At 65.8% G+C, this 219-nt stretch carries 1 protein-coding gene; it reads left to right on the forward strand.

Translation table 11 applies throughout. From position 1 onward, the window contains the following. Positions 1 to 110: 110 nt before the first annotated feature. On the forward strand, positions 111 to 219 hold a 109-nt coding region (locus tag ACEPPI_RS41175), incomplete at its 3' end, for a transposase (protein ID WP_373920335.1).

Raw genomic sequence — 219 nt, forward strand, 5'->3', positions numbered from 1 at the left:
CCGGTGGACATGCGGGAGTGGCTGCCCGACGATCATGTGGTCTGGGTACTGCTCGAGGTAGTCGATCACCTGGACCTGAGCGGTCTGGAAGCGCGGTACTCGCTGGGCGGGTGGGGCGCCGGGCCTATGACCCGCGGATGATGCTGGCGCTGTTGATCTACGCATACGCGGACGGGATACGTTCCTCGCGACAGATCGAGCGGCTGTGCCGGACCGATG

The organism is Streptomyces sp. AB3(2024), assembly GCF_041862025.1.
GTDB lineage: Bacteria > Actinomycetota > Actinomycetes > Streptomycetales > Streptomycetaceae > Streptomyces.